15 protein-coding genes are annotated in these 14,575 nt (G+C 59.2%); 13 read left to right on the top strand and 2 right to left on the bottom strand.

Annotated elements, in window-relative coordinates; genetic code table 11:
- The first annotated feature begins 83 nt into the window (after positions 1 to 83).
- The 12 genes from nrdR to OKC31_RS14945 all read left to right on the top strand — a co-directional run bounded on the left by nrdR (position 84) and on the right by OKC31_RS14945 (position 12,321).
- Positions 84 to 533 (top strand): transcriptional regulator NrdR, encoded by a 450-nt coding sequence (nrdR, locus tag OKC31_RS15000; RefSeq protein ID WP_005338880.1) that lies wholly within the window; start codon positions 84 to 86, stop codon positions 531 to 533.
- Positions 534 to 630: 97 nt separating this feature from the next.
- Entirely contained in the window at positions 631 to 1,740 is a 1,110-nt protein-coding gene (gene ribD, locus OKC31_RS14995) for a bifunctional diaminohydroxyphosphoribosylaminopyrimidine deaminase/5-amino-6-(5-phosphoribosylamino)uracil reductase RibD (protein ID WP_201938299.1), read from the top strand.
- Between the two features lie 55 nt (positions 1,741 to 1,795).
- The gene (locus OKC31_RS14990) at positions 1,796 to 2,449 is read left to right on the top strand and encodes a riboflavin synthase (protein WP_247823989.1); all 654 of its coding nucleotides are present in this window, start codon (positions 1,796 to 1,798) and stop codon (positions 2,447 to 2,449) included.
- 149 nt (positions 2,450 to 2,598) lie between these two features.
- On the top strand, positions 2,599 to 3,708 hold the full coding sequence (gene ribBA / locus OKC31_RS14985; protein WP_021230382.1) for a bifunctional 3,4-dihydroxy-2-butanone-4-phosphate synthase/GTP cyclohydrolase II: 1,110 nt from the start codon (positions 2,599 to 2,601) through the stop codon (positions 3,706 to 3,708).
- Between the two features lie 349 nt (positions 3,709 to 4,057).
- On the top strand, positions 4,058 to 4,528 hold the full coding sequence (ribH, locus tag OKC31_RS14980; RefSeq protein ID WP_005338866.1) for a 6,7-dimethyl-8-ribityllumazine synthase: 471 nt from the start codon (positions 4,058 to 4,060) through the stop codon (positions 4,526 to 4,528).
- A gap of 14 nt (positions 4,529 to 4,542) precedes the next feature.
- Positions 4,543 to 4,956 (top strand): transcription antitermination factor NusB, encoded by a 414-nt coding sequence (nusB, locus tag OKC31_RS14975; protein ID WP_005343514.1) that lies wholly within the window; start codon positions 4,543 to 4,545, stop codon positions 4,954 to 4,956.
- A gap of 57 nt (positions 4,957 to 5,013) precedes the next feature.
- Complete coding sequence (gene thiL, locus OKC31_RS14970; protein ID WP_026034998.1) at positions 5,014 to 5,973, top strand: thiamine-phosphate kinase; 960 nt, start codon at positions 5,014 to 5,016, stop codon at positions 5,971 to 5,973.
- Positions 5,970 to 6,464, top strand: coding sequence for a phosphatidylglycerophosphatase A family protein (locus OKC31_RS14965; RefSeq protein ID WP_160881823.1), 495 nt, complete (start codon positions 5,970 to 5,972; stop codon positions 6,462 to 6,464). Before thiL ends, OKC31_RS14965 begins: the two co-directional genes overlap by 4 nt.
- A gap of 487 nt (positions 6,465 to 6,951) precedes the next feature.
- On the top strand, positions 6,952 to 8,676 hold the full coding sequence (locus OKC31_RS14960) for a dipeptide ABC transporter ATP-binding protein (RefSeq protein WP_270657118.1): 1,725 nt from the start codon (positions 6,952 to 6,954) through the stop codon (positions 8,674 to 8,676).
- Between the two features lie 70 nt (positions 8,677 to 8,746).
- The gene (locus OKC31_RS14955) at positions 8,747 to 10,303 is read left to right on the top strand and encodes an ABC transporter substrate-binding protein (RefSeq protein ID WP_201905711.1); all 1,557 of its coding nucleotides are present in this window, start codon (positions 8,747 to 8,749) and stop codon (positions 10,301 to 10,303) included.
- A gap of 99 nt (positions 10,304 to 10,402) precedes the next feature.
- The gene (locus OKC31_RS14950) at positions 10,403 to 11,377 is read left to right on the top strand and encodes an ABC transporter permease (RefSeq protein WP_005349514.1); all 975 of its coding nucleotides are present in this window, start codon (positions 10,403 to 10,405) and stop codon (positions 11,375 to 11,377) included.
- A 2-nt stretch (positions 11,378 to 11,379) separates the two neighbouring features.
- Positions 11,380 to 12,321 (top strand): ABC transporter permease, encoded by a 942-nt coding sequence (locus OKC31_RS14945; protein WP_040068611.1) that lies wholly within the window; start codon positions 11,380 to 11,382, stop codon positions 12,319 to 12,321.
- 127 nt (positions 12,322 to 12,448) lie between these two features.
- Here the strand turns inward: OKC31_RS14945 and OKC31_RS14940 are convergent, their stop codons facing one another.
- Positions 12,449 to 12,664, bottom strand: a complete 216-nt coding sequence (locus OKC31_RS14940) for a SlyX family protein (protein ID WP_005335285.1) — start codon at positions 12,662 to 12,664, stop codon at positions 12,449 to 12,451.
- Positions 12,665 to 12,678: 14 nt separating this feature from the next.
- The gene (locus OKC31_RS14935) at positions 12,679 to 13,647 is read right to left on the bottom strand and encodes a hypothetical protein (protein ID WP_257696674.1); all 969 of its coding nucleotides are present in this window, start codon (positions 13,645 to 13,647) and stop codon (positions 12,679 to 12,681) included.
- Positions 13,648 to 13,765: 118 nt separating this feature from the next.
- On the opposite strand from OKC31_RS14935, the gene fkpA reads away from it, so the two are divergent.
- Positions 13,766 to 14,569, top strand: coding sequence for an FKBP-type peptidyl-prolyl cis-trans isomerase (gene fkpA, locus OKC31_RS14930; protein WP_257696675.1), 804 nt, complete (start codon positions 13,766 to 13,768; stop codon positions 14,567 to 14,569).
- The last annotated feature ends 6 nt before the right edge of the window (positions 14,570 to 14,575 follow it).

Genomic DNA, 14,575 nt, shown 5'->3' with positions numbered 1-14,575 from the left:
GGTTTTGGATGGCCGTGCTACACTGGCCGACCTAGATCCTGGCCCGCCGGGCCGGTCCCTGTTCCATTAACGCCGGAGGTCCGATGCATTGCCCATTCTGTAGTGCGGTTGATACCAAGGTGATCGATTCCCGTCTGGTGGCAGAAGGCCATCAGGTGCGCCGCCGTCGTGAGTGTCTGCTCTGTCACGAGCGTTTTACCACCTTCGAGATGGCCGAGCTGGTGATGCCCCGCGTCATCAAGTCCAACGGCTCCCGCGAGCCGTTCAACGAAGACAAGCTGCGCGCCGGCATCCTGCGGGCGCTGGAGAAGCGGCCGGTGAGCATGGAGGCCATCGAAAAAGCGGTCAACCATATCAAATCCCGCCTGCGTGCCACCGGCGAGCGCGAAGTCGCCTCCGAGCTGGTAGGCAATCTGGTGATGGATGAGCTCAAGAGTCTGGACAAGGTGGCCTATATCCGCTTTGCCTCCGTCTATCGCAGCTTCGAAGATATTCGCGAGTTCGGCGAAGAGATTGCCAAGCTGGAGAAGTAAACCTCCATGCTCACCCATGTTGCCGCGTCCGATTACGCTGCGCTAATCGAACCTACGATACTGCGTAAAGTCGAGATGTGTTGTCAAAGGAGCCCGAATGTTTAGTCAAGATGATTACCAATGGATGAGTCGGGCCCTCGAACTGGCCCGCCGCGGCCGCTACACCACGGCCCCCAACCCCTGCGTCGGCGCCGTGCTGGTCAAAGATGGCGTGGTGGTTGGCGAAGGGTGGCATCAAAAGGCGGGCGAGCCCCATGCCGAGGTTTACGCCCTGCGCGCCGCCGGTGACAACGCCCGTGGCGCTACCGCCTATGTAACCCTCGAACCCTGCTCCCATCACGGTCGTACTCCCCCCTGCGCCGAGGCGCTGATCAATGCTGGCGTCGCGCGGGTGGTGGCGGCCATGGTCGATCCCAATCCCCAGGTGGGTGGGCGTGGCCTGCGTATGCTTTCCGAAGCGGGGATCAAGACAGATTTCGGCCTGTTGGCGAGTGAAGCCGAAGCGCTCAACCCGGGCTTTTTCAAGCGGATGCGTACCGCCTTCCCGCGAGTGACCGTCAAGCTGGGGGCCAGCCTCGATGGCCGCACCGCCATGGCGAGCGGCGAGAGCCAGTGGATCACCTCCCCGGATGCGCGCCGCGACGTGCAGCGACTGCGGGCCCGCCACGATGCGGTGCTCTCCAGCGCCGAAACCGTGCTGGCCGATGGCGCTTCCCTGACCGTGCGCTGGGACGAGCTGCCCCCCTCGGTCAAGGCAAGTTATCCCAAAGAGACCCTGCGCCAGCCGCTGCGAGTCATCGTCGATTCGCAAAACCGCCTCACTCCCGACTTGCCGCTGTTCCAGAGCGAGAGCCCGGTGCTGCTGGCCCGTCACAAGGCGTCCGGCGAGTGGCCCGAGTGGGTGCAGCAGCTGGAGCTGCCGCTGCTGGATGGCAAGCTGGATCTGGTCAGCCTCTTCATGCTGTTGGCCAAGCAGAACGTCAACTCGGTACTGGTCGAGTCGGGGCCGCGGCTGTGCGGCGCTCTGCTGGAAAAAGGGCTGGTGGATGAGCTGGTGCTCTATCAGGCACCCAAACTGATGGGTGACGAAGGGCGCGGCCTGTTCCATCTGCCGGGTCTGACCCGGCTGTTCCAGGCCCCCAAGCTCGCTATCAAGGATGTACGCATGGTGGGGCCGGATATTCGCATTACCGCCAAAATAGCCTGATTTATCAATGTTCAAGGGGGCATAATCAGCCCCCATCATCAGCAAGGTGATCTGCATGTTTACCGGAATTATCGAAGCGGTGGGAACCCTAGCCGAGCTGCGCCGTCAGGGCGATGACATGGCCCTCACCGTCCACGCACCAGGTCTGGATTTTAGTGACGTCAAACTGGGCGACTCCATCGCCACCAACGGCGTCTGCCTCACCGTGGTGGCGCTGGGCGACAAGAGCTATACCGCAGATGTGTCGCTGGAAACCCTCTCCCGTACCGGTTTTGCCGCCGCCAGAGTGGGCGATCGGGTCAACCTCGAGAAGGCGCTGATGCCCACCTCCCACCTCGGCGGTCATCTGGTCTCCGGCCACGTAGACGGGGTAGGGGAGGTGAAAAGCGTCTCCAGCAGCGGCCGCGCCATCGAGTACTGGATCAAGGCGCCGGGCGAGCTCTCCCGCTATATCGCCGAGAAAGGCTCCATTGCGGTGGATGGCATCAGCCTCACCGTCAACGCGGTGCAGGGGGACCTTTTCCGCTTGACGATCGTGCCCCACACCGCCCAGGAGACCACCATCGCCAGCTGGAAGCCGGGCCACAAGGTCAACCTCGAGGTGGATCAGATCGCCCGCTATCTGGAGCGGCTGATGATGGGCAAGAGTCAGGAGAGCAGCGCCTCGACCCTGACCATGGAGACCCTGGCCAAGGCCGGTTTTCTCTGACGGTGAACGCTGAATCTGGCCCCCAAAACGATTTTCTGTGATCCCGCTCTGATTGAAATGGAGCCGCTAGCCCCAATCTAGAGCAACATACACTCGCATTTGCGTTGAGCCTGCTGGCTCAACCCCCAAGCACACTGATGGAGTAGCCCATGGCGCTGAGCACAACCCAGGAAATCATTGCCGATATCAAGGCTGGCAAGATGGTGATCCTGATGGATGACGAAGACAGGGAGAACGAAGGGGACCTCATCATGGCCGCCTCCTGCGTCCGTCCGGAGGATATCAACTTCATGGCACGCTACGGCCGTGGCCTCATCTGCTTGACCCTGACCCGGGATCGCTGCAAGCAATTGGCGCTGCCGCTGATGGTGGATCGCAACAATGCCCAGTTTTCCACCGCCTTTACTGTCTCCATCGAAGCGGCAGAAGGGGTGACCACAGGTATCTCAGCCGCCGATCGCGCGGTGACCGTGCAGGCGGCAGTGGCGCCCAATGCCAAGGCGGCCGATCTGGTGCAGCCAGGCCACATCTTCCCGCTGATGGCGCAGGATGGCGGCGTGCTGACCCGTGCCGGCCACACCGAAGCCGGTTGCGATCTGGCCCGTCTGGCCGGTTTCGAGCCTGCCGCCGTCATCGTCGAGATCCTCAACGAGGATGGCACCATGGCGCGCCGTCCGGATCTGGAGGTGTTCGCCGAGGAGCACGGCATCAAGCTTGGCACCATCGCCGATCTTATCGAGTACCGCAACCAGCACGAGACCACGGTCGAGAAGGTGGCCGAGTGCAAGCTGCCCACCGAGTTTGGCGAGTTTGACCTCATCACCTTCCGCGACACCATCGACAATCAGGTTCACTTCGCCCTGAAAAAGGGTGAGGTGCAGGCCGACCAGCCGACCCTGGTGCGCGTCCATCTGCACGATGTGCTGAGCGATCTGCTGTTGACCGACCGTCATGCGGCCCGCAGCTGGCCGCTGCCCAAATCCATGGCCCGCATCGCCGACGAAGGCGGCGTGCTGGTGATTTTGGGGGCGGAATCCCATGGCGCCGAGCTGCTGGCTAGGGTCAAAGGTTTTGAAGCCGCCGACAAGGGGCTAGCACCGGAAGGAGCCAAGTGGCAGGGCACCTCGCGCCGGGTTGGCGTGGGCTCCCAGATCCTCAAGGCGCTCGGCGTGAGCAAGATGCGCCTGTTGAGCTCGCCGAAGAAGTACCATGCCCTCGGCGGTTTTGGTCTGGAAGTGGTTGAGTACATCGGCGAGTAAAGTTCCACCAGAGAAGTACCATCCTCTTCCGGGCGGTTTCGGTCTGGAAGTGGTTGAGTACGTCGGCGAGTAAAGCTCCACCAGAGAAGTACCATCCCCTTCCGGGTGGTTTCGGTCTGGAAGTGGTTGAATACGTAGGCGAGTAAAGTTCCACCAGAGAAGTACCATCCCCTTCCGGGCGGTTTCGGTCTGGAAGTCGTGGAATTTACCGGCGAGCAAGTGCGCCGGACTGGTTACATCGCGATCATGGCCGTCTATTGCGGCCATGGTTTTTGTCGTGGGTCTGTTGTGCTAGAATGTGCGCACTTTTGACTCCGGCCCTTTTGATTGCACAGATACAGGATTTCCAATGAAGGTTATCGAAGGAAATATCGCCGCTCCTGAGGCGCGCGTTGCTATTGTTGTTGCCCGTTTCAACAGCTTCATCAACGACAGTCTGGTGAACGGCGCGGTGGACGTACTGAAGCGTCAAGGTCAAGTGCAGGACAGCAACCTGACACTGGTAAAAGTGCCGGGCGCGGTTGAAATGCCATTGGTCATCAAGAAGCTGGCCAAGAGTGGTCAATACGACGCCATCGTGGCGGTCGGTACTGTCATCCGTGGCGGCACCTACCACTTCGACCTGGTGGCAAACGAGAACAGCAAGGGCATGGCCCAGGTAATGATGGAATATGAAATTCCCGTTGCCTTCGGTGTGCTGACCACTGAAAACATTGAACAAGCCATCGAGCGTGCAGGTACCAAGGCGGGTAACAAGGGTGCAGAGGCTGCACTGGCAGCGCTCGAAATGATCAACGTCCTGAAAGAACTGGACGTGTAACGAGGAGAAGTACATTGAAACCGTCTGAGCGCCGTAAAGCCCGCCATTGCGCCACACAGGCCATCTACCAGTGGCAGATGACCAAGGCTAACGTGGGTGACATCGAAGAGCAGTTCAAGATCGATCAGGACACCAAGGGTGTAGACCTGAACTATTTCCGCGATCTGCTGTTCGGGGTAGCCCTCCACTGCAGCGAGCTGGACAAGGTGTTTGCACCTTTCCTCTCCCGTCCGCTGGAAGAAGTGGACATGGTGGACAAGGCGATCCTGCGTCTGGCGACCTACGAGCTGACCCGTCGTGATGATGTACCGCCGCGCGTGGTCATCAACGAAGCGATCGAGCTGGCCAAAGCTTTTGCTGCCGATGACAGCCACAAGTTTGTCAACGGTGTACTGGACAAGGTGATCAAGTCGCTGAACAAGCGTTGATCCTGCTGTCCGTCAGCATCTAAGAGAGGAGCCAGCTTATTGCTGGCTTTTTACTGTATGGGTGAATTTGAGCTGATTGATAAGTACTTCAAGGTCCCCCACGCCCGCAAGGATGTGGTGATGGGCCCCGGAGATGACTGTGCCCTGCTGACCCTGCCCCCCGATACCCAGCTGGCGGTGAGCACCGACACTCTGGTGAGCGGCGTACACTTCTTTCCCGACATGGATCCGGTGGATCTCGGCTACAAGGCGCTGGCGGTCAATCTCTCCGATCTCGCCGCCATGGGGGCCGAGCCGCGCTGGGTGTCGCTGGCACTGACCCTGCCTGCCATCAACGAAGGCTGGGTCGCCGGTTTTGCCGAAGGGTTCCTGGAGCTGGCCGAGTATTACAATGTGGCGCTGGTGGGCGGGGATATGACCCGCGGGCCGCTCTCCATCACCATCTCGGTGAAGGGGTCGGTGCCTGCCGGTCGCGCCCTGATGCGCAGCGGCGCCAAAGCCGGTGACGGCATCTATGTGACCGGCACTCTGGGTGATGCAGCGCTGGCGCTTTCCCACCTGCTGGGCAAACGCACCCTCAACGAGAACCAGCTGGCAGCCGTGCTGCCACGGCTCGACCACCCCCATCCCCGCATTCTGGCCGGTCAGGCGCTGCGCGGGCTGGCGGGCAGTGCGCTGGATCTCTCCGATGGGCTGGCATCGGATCTCGGCCATATCCTCAAGGCCTCCGGCGTGCGGGCCCAGATCGATCTCGATCTGCTGCCGCTCTCGCCGGTGTTGCAGGATGCGGTGAGCGAGCAGGAGGCGTGGCAATTGGCGCTGGCCGGTGGCGATGACTACGAGCTCTGCTTCACCGTACCGGAGGAGCACCGCGGCGCGCTCGATACGGCGCTGGCCCACAGCGGGGTCAAGTTCAGCCGCATCGGCCGCATCGTGGCGGGCGAGCCGGGCATCGACTACCTGCGTGGCGACCAGGCGGTCGAGTTGCAACTGAAAGGGTGGGATCACTTCGCATGAGTTTGTTCAGGATAAAGCCCGAGCTGACACGACTGGATCTGAAAAATCCGCTTCATTTTTTGGCGGTGGGGTTTGGTTCCGGTCTCAGCCCCAAAGCGCCGGGCACCATGGGCACCCTGGCGGCCATTCCGCTCTACCTGCTGGTGAGCGGGCTGCCGACCCACTGGTTTATCGCCTTGCTGGCGGTGGGTTTTGTCGTGGGGATCCGTATCTGCCAGAGCGCCACCGATGCCATCGGCATGCCGGATCACGGCGCCATCGTCTGGGACGAGGTGATCGGTTTTGGCGTCACCATGATCGCCGCGCCAGCCGGCTGGGAGTGGGTGGTGGCGGGCTTCGCGCTGTTCCGGTTGTTTGATGTGCTCAAGCCCTGGCCCATCTCCTGGTTTGATCGCCGGATCCACGGAGGTCTGGGCATCATGCTGGACGATCTGATCGCCGGCCTGATCGCCCTGTTTTGTATGCAATTACTGGCATTCTGGCTCGGTTGAGAGTCATCTTCCGGGGGATGACCGTTCTGGCATCCCCCGATTTATATCTGCTTAATTTTCATTCATCGGCATATGCTGCCGTTTATCATCCATTTCACATAAATATTCACTACTCATTCGGGGCTGGTGATCGTTTTGGAAATAGTGATAAATGCTGCTTGTTGCGTTGTTGTTGAAATTAAAGTAATGATACCAATAGATGTACGGACGCACCGGCCATTTGTGTGATGAAAATCATCATTTATCTCTGCCGAATTGGTGGTTATCTGCACAAAACATTGCGGAATTGTATAACTCAATCATTTACACCCGTGGTCAAACCGTCTAAGTTACTCGCGGGTTATTCCAAAAAAATGCAAAAAACCCGCCCGGATCGCTGGTTTCGCTGCCTCATGGATTGAGCAAATATTGCCCAAGGTAACAACCGGCATCTGCGGCTAATTTACGGACGAATTATTTGGGACGGATGTCCCCCGCAGAGGTAAACATGTCCTTGCTCGAAGTAAAGAACTTGCGGATCGAGTACCCCTCCCGCTACGGGGTGCTGGCCGCGGTGAAGGATCTCTCTTTCTCTATCGAAAAGGGTGAGATTGTCGGGGTGGTCGGTGAATCCGGCGCCGGCAAGTCCACCATCGGCAACGCCGTTATCGATCTCCTGAGCCCGCCGGGTCGCATCGCCCGTGGTGATATCTATCTCAATGGCGAGCTCATCTCCGGCAAGAGCCAGAATGAGATGCGGGCCATCCGTGGCTCCCGTATCGGGTTCATCTTCCAGGACCCCATGACCTCCCTCAACCCGCTGTTCACCGTTGAGCATCAGCTGGTGGAGACCATTCTGGCCAATACCGACCTCTCTCGCGAGGCCGCTTTTGCCAAGGCACTGGAGCTGATGGGGGCGGTGGGTATTCCGCAGCCGGAGCTGCGCATCAAACAGTATCCGCACCAGTTCTCCGGTGGCATGCGTCAGCGGGTGGTTATCGCCATCGCGCTCTCCTGCGATCCGGAGCTGATCATCGCCGATGAGCCGACCACAGCGCTGGACGTCTCCATTCAGGATCAGATCCTCCAGCTTATCCGCGCCCTCTGCAAAGAGCGTCAGGTGGGCTGCATGCTGGTGACCCACGACATGGGCGTGGTCTCCAACGTTACCGACAAGGTGGCGGTGATGTATCGCGGCGATCTGGTGGAGTTTGGCCTGACCGAACAGGTGCTGGGCAGCCCCAATCACCCCTATACCCGCAGCCTCATCTCGGCGGTACCCCGCTCCGACGTGAAGCTGGTGCGTTTCCCGCTGGTCTCCTATATCGAGGATGCCAGTGCGCCGGATACCAATATCGACCTCAAGACCCACTGGCTCGGCCAGAGTCAGGACGAGCGAGCCTATGAAGGGGCGCTGTTGCGGGTGGAGAACGTCGATCTGAAGTTCGTCACCAAGGACTCCATCTTCCCGAGCCGCCGCCAGTATGTGCGTGCCTGCAACAACATCAGCTTCGAGATCTTCGAGGGTGAAACCTTCGGTCTGGTGGGGGAGTCGGGCTCCGGCAAATCGACCAGTGCCCGCGCCATCACCGGTCTCTATCCGCCTGATACCGGCAAGATTTTCTTCGAGGGGATCGATCTGACCGCTCTCAAGAGCGAACGCGAGCGTCGCCCGCTGCGTCGCCAGATGCAGATGGTGTTCCAGAACCCCTATTCATCGATGAACCCGCGGATGAAGGTGCGCGACATCATTGCCGAGCCGATCCGCTTCCATCAGCTGGCGAGCAGCGAGAGCCAGATCGAGGGGATTGTCGGCGATCTGCTGGATCACGTGGGTCTTGGCCGTGGTGCTGGCCTCAAGTACCCCCACGAGTTCTCCGGCGGCCAGCGCCAGCGTATCTCCATTGCCCGCGCCCTGGCCACTCGCCCGCGCTTCCTCATCTGCGACGAGCCGACCTCGGCGCTGGATGTGTCGGTGCAGGCCCAGATCCTCAACCTGCTCAAGGATCTGCAGCAGGAGCTCAAGCTCACCATGCTGTTTATCAGCCACGATCTGCCGGTGATCCGCCAGATGTGCGACCGCATCGGGGTGATGCAGCATGGTCATCTGGTGGAAGTGGCCGAGACCGAGAAACTCTTTACCAATGCCGAGCATGAGTACAGCCGCAAGCTGATCTCCCTCATGCCGGAGTTCAAGGGAATGTCCCGCGAGGGGCTGGAAATCGCAAGCTAGGAGAGCGCCGGTGCGCCGGTCTGCTTGTCAAAAAAAGTGTCATAAGAAAGCCAAAAGCATGGAGAACAAGATGAAGAAAGGATTGTCCAAGATTGCCCTGGCGCTGTTTGCCGCCGGTTTCGCCTTCAGTGTCTCAGCCGCTGATATCAAGGTGGGTGTCGCTTCTGACGCCACTTCGCTGGATCCGCAGGAGCAGCTCTCCGGTCAGACCCTGGAGATGTCGCACCTGGTATTCGATCCCCTGATGCGTTACACCCAGGACTTGCAGTTCGAGCCCCGTCTGGCCGAGAAGTTCGAGCGTGTCGATGACAAGACTGTCCGCTTCCACCTGCGCAAAGGGGTCAAGTTCCACTCCGGTAACGACTTCACCGCAGACGACGTGGTGTGGACAGTCAACCGCCTGAAATCCTCCGTCGACTTCAAGGCGATCTTCGATCCCATCAGCGAAGTGAAGAAGGTAGATGACTACACCGTCGATCTGATCACCGCCAAGCCGTTCCCGCTGGTGCTGCAGACCGTCACCTACATCTTCCCGATGGACTCCAAGTTCTACACCGGCAAGACCGAAGCGGGCAAAGACAAGGCCGAGATCGTCAAAAACGGCGACTCCTATGCCTCTACCCACGTCTCCGGTACTGGCCCGTTCACCGTCAAGTTCCGCGAGCAGGGTGTGAAGCTGGATTATGCCCGCAACGCCAACTACTGGGACAAGGCCTCCAAGGGTAACGTTGAGAACCTGACCGTGGTGCCGATCAAGGAAGATGCGACCCGTGTTGCAGCCCTGCTGGGTGGCGACGTGGACATGATCTATCCGGTTGCGCCCAACGATCTGGAGCGCGTGAAGAATGGCAAGGACTCCCAGCTGGTCACCCTGTCCGGTACCCGCGCCATCATCATCGAGCTGAACCAGAACACCAACCCGGCACTGAAAGACAAGCGCGTGCGTCAGGCGATCAACTACGCCATCAACCAAGTGGGCATTGTCGAGAAGATCAACAAGGGCTTCGGTACCCCTGCTGGTCAGCTGAGCCCGAAAGGCTATGCCGGTCACAACGAGGCGCTGGCACCCCAGTATGATCTGGCCAAGGCCAAGGAGCTGATGAAAGAGGCCGGTTACGAGAAAGGCTTCAAGATGACCTTCATCTCCCCGGCAGCCCGCTACGTCAACGACGTCAAGATTGCCCAGGCGGTCTCCGCCATGCTGGCCAAGATCAACATCAAGGTGGATCTGAAGACCATGCCGGTGGCCCAGTACTGGCCCGAGTTTGACAAGTGTGCCGCAGACATGCAGCTGATCGGCTGGCACTCCGACACCGAAGATACCGCGAACTTCTTCGAGTTCCTGACCTTCACCAAGGACGCCAAGACCGGTATGGGTCAGTACAACTGCGCCGGTTATGCCAACGCCGAAGCTGACAAGCTGGTGATGGATGCCAACGCCGAGACCGATCCGGCCAAGCGTGCCGAGATGCTGAAGAAGGTCGAAGCCATGCTGATCGAAGATGCTGCCTACGTGCCGTTGCACTGGGAAGATCTGGCCTATGGCGCCAAGAAGAACGTCGACATCAAGCCAGTGGTCAACGTGATGAACTTCCCTTACCTGGGTGACCTGGTGGTCAGCAAGTAAGAGAACGTCGCAAGGAAGGACGGGGCGGGGTGGTCAGCTGGCCACTCCGCCCACTAACAGAAGCCTGTGCCACGACACAGGCCACGTAGAAGGACAAGCATGTTTACATTCCTGCTGAAACGGTTCTATCAGGCCGTGATAGTGATGTTCGTCATCAGCCTGGTCGCCTTCTCCATCCAGGACAACCTGGGTGACCCGTTGCGCGAGCTGGTGGGACAATCCGTCTCCGAAGCCCAGCGTCACGAGTTGCGCGAGAAGATGGGCCTTAACGATCCCTTCCTCATCAAATACAGCCGCTTTTTGAAAAATGCGGTGCATGGGGATTTGGGCACCTCCTATTTCTTCAAGCGACCCGCTCTCGAGGTGATCCTCGACAAGCTGGTGGCTACCCTTGAGCTGGTGTTTGCCGCCGCGCTCATCATCGTGGTGGTCTCCATTCCACTCGGTGTCTATTCGGCGATCCGCCCGCGCAGCATTCCCACCAAGATCATCATGGCGGGGAGCAGTATCGGTATCTCGATCCCGGTATTTTTGACCGCCATCATGCTGATGTACCTCTTCTCCATCCAGCTGGGCTGGCTGCCGGCCTATGGCCGCGGCGAGACCCGTAACCTGCTGGGCTGGGAGTCGGGCTTCTTCACCTGGGACGGTATCCTGCATCTGATCCTGCCGGCGGTGTCCCTCTCTTCCATCATGCTGCCGCTGTTTATCCGGCTGGTGCGCTCCGAGATGCTGGAGCAGCTCTCCTCCGAGTACGTCAAATTCGCCCGCGCCAAGGGGCTGGATAACAACAAGGTCTACTATCAGCACGCTCTGAAGAACACCATGCTGCCGGTCATTACCGTCGGTGGGGTGCAGATCGGCACCATGGTGGCCTACACCATCCTGACCGAGAGCGTGTTCCAGTGGCCGGGCACCGGCTTCCTGTTCCTCGAGGCGATCCACCGGGTCGATACGCCCCTCATCACCGCCTACGTCATCTTCGTGGGACTGATCTTCGTGGTGACCAATACCCTGGTCGACCTGCTCTACGGGTTGATCAACCCGACCGTTAACCTGACTGCCAAGGGGTAAGCATGAGTAACGCTGTAACTGCAAGCCCAAGCCGTTGGGCACGTTTCAAGAATTCCGACATCGTCTACTACTTCCTGCGGGACAAGGTAGCCATGTTCAGTTTTGCGGTGTTCGTGGTATTTGTGCTGGCGGCGCTGCTGGCGCCCTGGCTCGCCCCGCACAACGTCTATGACCAGACCAGTTTTGATCTGATGGATGCCGAGTTGCCCCCCTCCTGGCTTGAAGGCGGCGAGGAGCGCTTCTGGCTCGGTACCGACAACCAGGGGCGGGATATCTGGAGCACCATTCTCTATGGCGCCCGTATCTCCCTCACCATCGGCCTGTTTGCGGTGGCGCTGCAGCTGGTGCTTGGTATCGTCATCGGTCTGATTGCCGGTTACTTCGGTGGTCGTATCGACAACCTGCTGATGCGCTTTGCTGACGTGCAGCTGTCGTTCTCCACCATGATGGTGGCGATCATCATCTCCGCCATCTTTCAGGCAACCTTTGGCTCCGAGTTCTACTCGAAGTTCGCCATCATGATGCTGGTGGTGATCATCGGTATTGCAGAGTGGCCGCAGTACGCCCGTACTGTGCGCGCCTCTGTGCTGGCGGAGAAGAAGAAGGAGTATGTGGAAGCGGCCAAGGTGATGGGGTTCCGCGCCCCGCGCATCATGTTCCGCCACATTCTGCCCAACTGCCTGTCGCCCATTCTGGTGATCTCCACCGTGCAGGTGGCCAACGCCATCATGAGCGAGGCGGCGCTCTCCTTCCTCGGGCTGGGAATGCCGGTTGATCAGCCCTCGCTCGGTTCGCTTATCAGCGTCGGCTTCAACTACATCTTCTCCGGCTCCTGGTGGATCACCGCCTTCCCGGGTATCTGTCTGGTGGTGCTGGTGCTGGTCATCAACCTGCTGGGTGACTGGCTGCGGGATGTGTTTAACCCCAAGATCTACAAAGGTTAACGCGGGCCGACTCTGAGGCGCCGAGTCGCAGCTGTCAGGCCATTTGGATGAAAAAAATCCGAAACCGGTTTTGCCGGTTTCGGATTTTTATTGGTCTTGAGCAGACAGCTTGTTGATTGCACACCCATCAATAGTGCGGCGGCGGGGTCTCTTCGGCCATGCTGGCAATCTGGCTGGGCTGTACGCTTTGTAGTTTGTCGATCAGCAGCTGGATCTGGTATTTGAGTCGATCGAGTTCACGGCCCTGGGTGGTTACCTCGTCGTTGAGCTGCTCTATGGTGTACTCCGCATAGGCGAGACGGGTTTCCAGGGTTTCGATGCGATCGTTAAGTTGCTGACTCATGGGCCTTCGGGTCCTTACTTGATTGTCCAGATTTCGGCCAGACCACTGGAGCTGGCACTGACAAGGTGGCTATTGTCGCGCAAAGCGACGCCGTAGACCACTGCGCTGGGCGGTTTCACCTTGGGTTGCGGCGAGACGCGCCAGCTCTGCAGCAGGGCACCATCGCTCACTTGCCACAGGGAGAGCTGACGGGAAGGGGCGCCGGTGATGAGCCACTTGCCATCGTTGGCAAAGCGGGCGCTGGTGTAGACCTCGAAGCGGTGATCATATTGCAGCTGACTCACCTCCTTGCCGGTTTTCAGATCCCAGATGCTGGCCCGGCTGCTGTCGGCGGTGAAGGCGTAGCGGCCGTTCGGCTCCAGTCTGGCCATGATCACCCGGCCACCATGGTTGAAGCGCCAAATTACCTGCCCGCTGCGGGTATCCCACAGATAGGCGCTATAGTCGTTGCCGCCGGTCAGGGCGTAACGACCGTTGGCGGAGAGATCCACCGTATTGACCTGTTCGGTGTGCCCCAGAAACTGCAGACGACGGCCGCTTCGGGTATCGAGCCACTCGGCCTTGCCATCTTCCCGACCTATCAGCACATAACGACCGTCGGCCGAGAGCGCGATGTCCCTCAGCCTGGATTCAGGAAGTGAGTAGTAGCCTTGTGATTGCCCGTCGTTCAGCCGCCAGGTAGCAAAGGTGTCTGGGGTGGCGGTGACTGCATGGCTGTTGTCTTCGGAAAAACGGGTAATGAATACCAGATCTTCCGCCGAGTCGGATTGCTTCCAGCGCCAGCGTTGACGGTTCTGTTCCAGATCCCAGACGATGATGCCCTGGCTGATGCTGGAGACGATGGCCTGCTTGCCATCACTGGAGAGATCTGCGGTCAGCAGACCCGTGCTGGCGAGGGTCATTTGCTGGTTGGGTTGGGAGCTTTGCTCGCAACCGGTGAGCATTAAACAGAGGCTCACCAGATAAATGGCACTTTTTATCATTTTTGCGGTCTCACGCTTTTGTTACCTGCGATCACGGCGTTAGTATAAGGCGCTTATCACGATAAACCTCTCATTTCACGATGGAACCGAGAGCGGTATTTGGAGTTTGGAGAAACTGATGAACAAATTTCTGAAGGTGTCCCTGTTGGCGGCGGCCGTTGCCGTCAGTCTGACTGCTTGCCAAAAAGACGAGAAGCCTGCTGCGGCCAATACCGCCGAAGTGAAGGCAGAAGCCAGCAAGCCGGCAGAGGCGACCAAGGCCGAAGCCAAGAGCTTTGAAGAGCAATCTGGCTACGCAATTGGCCTCTCCATGGGTCGTTACATCGCCAATACCCTGGAGCGTCAGCAGGAACTGGGCATCAAACTGGACAACGCCGTGATCCTGAAAGGGGTGACTGACGGTCTGGGCAAAGAAGCCAAGATGACTGATGAAGAGATCCAGAAGGTACTGCAGGATTACGACGCCAAGATCAACGAGCTGACCAAGGCCAAGGCCGAGAAAGACGCCGTTGAGAATCTGAAGAAGGGCGAAGAGTTCCTGGCTGCCAACGCCAAGAAAGAGGGTGTGAAGAGCACTGAATCCGGCCTGCAATACGTGGTCGAGAAGATGGGCACTGGCGCCAAGCCGAAATCTACCGATATCGTCAAGGTTCACTACACCGGTACCCTGACCGACGGCACCAAGTTCGACAGCTCCGTCGATCGCGGCGAGCCGGCTACCTTCCCGCTCAACCAGGTTATCCCGGGTTGGACCGAAGGTGTGCAGCTGATGCCGGTTGGTTCCAAGTTCAAGTTCTTCCTGCCGTCCAAGCTGGCCTATGGCGAGCATGGTGCAGGCTCCATCCCGGCGAATGCCGTGCTGGTGTTTGACGTTGAGCTGCTGGCTATCGAGAAGCCGACTGCTGACGATGCCAAGAAGTAATCTTTT

The sequence above is a fragment of the Aeromonas sp. Y293-4 genome, assembly GCF_027705905.1.
In the GTDB taxonomy this organism is placed as follows: domain Bacteria; phylum Pseudomonadota; class Gammaproteobacteria; order Enterobacterales; family Aeromonadaceae; genus Aeromonas; species Aeromonas veronii.
Note: the sequence above shows the minus strand (reverse complement) of the source record. Positions and strands in the feature narration are given on the sequence as shown.

Bases quoted from the DNA above. Each gene is read 5' to 3' on its own strand.
- nrdR (WP_005338880.1), top strand. From the start codon at position 84: ATGCATTGCCCATTCTGTAGTGCGGTTGATACCAAGGTGATCGATTCC.
- ribD (WP_201938299.1), top strand. From the start codon at position 631: ATGTTTAGTCAAGATGATTACCAATGGATGAGTCGGGCCCTCGAACTG.
- OKC31_RS14990 (WP_247823989.1), top strand. From the start codon at position 1,796: ATGTTTACCGGAATTATCGAAGCGGTGGGAACCCTAGCCGAGCTGCGC.
- ribBA (WP_021230382.1), top strand. From the start codon at position 2,599: ATGGCGCTGAGCACAACCCAGGAAATCATTGCCGATATCAAGGCTGGC.
- ribH (WP_005338866.1), top strand. From the start codon at position 4,058: ATGAAGGTTATCGAAGGAAATATCGCCGCTCCTGAGGCGCGCGTTGCT.
- thiL (WP_026034998.1), top strand. From the start codon at position 5,014: ATGGGTGAATTTGAGCTGATTGATAAGTACTTCAAGGTCCCCCACGCC.
- OKC31_RS14965 (WP_160881823.1), top strand. From the start codon at position 5,970: ATGAGTTTGTTCAGGATAAAGCCCGAGCTGACACGACTGGATCTGAAA.
- OKC31_RS14960 (WP_270657118.1), top strand. From the start codon at position 6,952: ATGTCCTTGCTCGAAGTAAAGAACTTGCGGATCGAGTACCCCTCCCGC.
- OKC31_RS14955 (WP_201905711.1), top strand. From the start codon at position 8,747: ATGAAGAAAGGATTGTCCAAGATTGCCCTGGCGCTGTTTGCCGCCGGT.
- OKC31_RS14950 (WP_005349514.1), top strand. From the start codon at position 10,403: ATGTTTACATTCCTGCTGAAACGGTTCTATCAGGCCGTGATAGTGATG.
- OKC31_RS14945 (WP_040068611.1), top strand. From the start codon at position 11,380: ATGAGTAACGCTGTAACTGCAAGCCCAAGCCGTTGGGCACGTTTCAAG.
- OKC31_RS14940 (WP_005335285.1), bottom strand. From the start codon at position 12,664: ATGAGTCAGCAACTTAACGATCGCATCGAAACCCTGGAAACCCGTCTC.
- OKC31_RS14935 (WP_257696674.1), bottom strand. From the start codon at position 13,647: ATGATAAAAAGTGCCATTTATCTGGTGAGCCTCTGTTTAATGCTCACC.
- fkpA (WP_257696675.1), top strand. From the start codon at position 13,766: ATGAACAAATTTCTGAAGGTGTCCCTGTTGGCGGCGGCCGTTGCCGTC.